Raw genomic sequence first — 235 nt, forward strand, 5'->3', positions numbered from 1 at the left:
TCTCACTTCCTAATTTTAAATAAGGGAAAAAATTAATCCCAGTTAAATAAATTATCCTTGCCGTAATACTATTGTTTTTACCAAGTTGATATAAAGCAGCAATAATTACTCCTCTAATAATATTTTTGGGCATTTCATTATGTCTAACTCTTAGAGCTTCCCAATGTTTTGTAATTATAATCTCCGTATCAATAAATACTTGTTCCGTATCAGAAGTATTTGGATCAAGAGTAGC

1 protein-coding gene is annotated in these 235 nt (G+C 29.4%); it reads right to left on the reverse strand.

Going from position 1 to position 235, the window contains the following annotated elements:
* On the reverse strand, nt 1-235 hold a 235-nt coding region (locus tag SB679_RS26305), incomplete at both ends, for a GTPase-associated system all-helical protein GASH (RefSeq protein WP_410705373.1).

The organism is Chryseobacterium sp. SIMBA_029 (assembly GCF_046535275.1).
Taxonomy (GTDB): Bacteria; Bacteroidota; Bacteroidia; order Flavobacteriales; family Weeksellaceae; genus Chryseobacterium.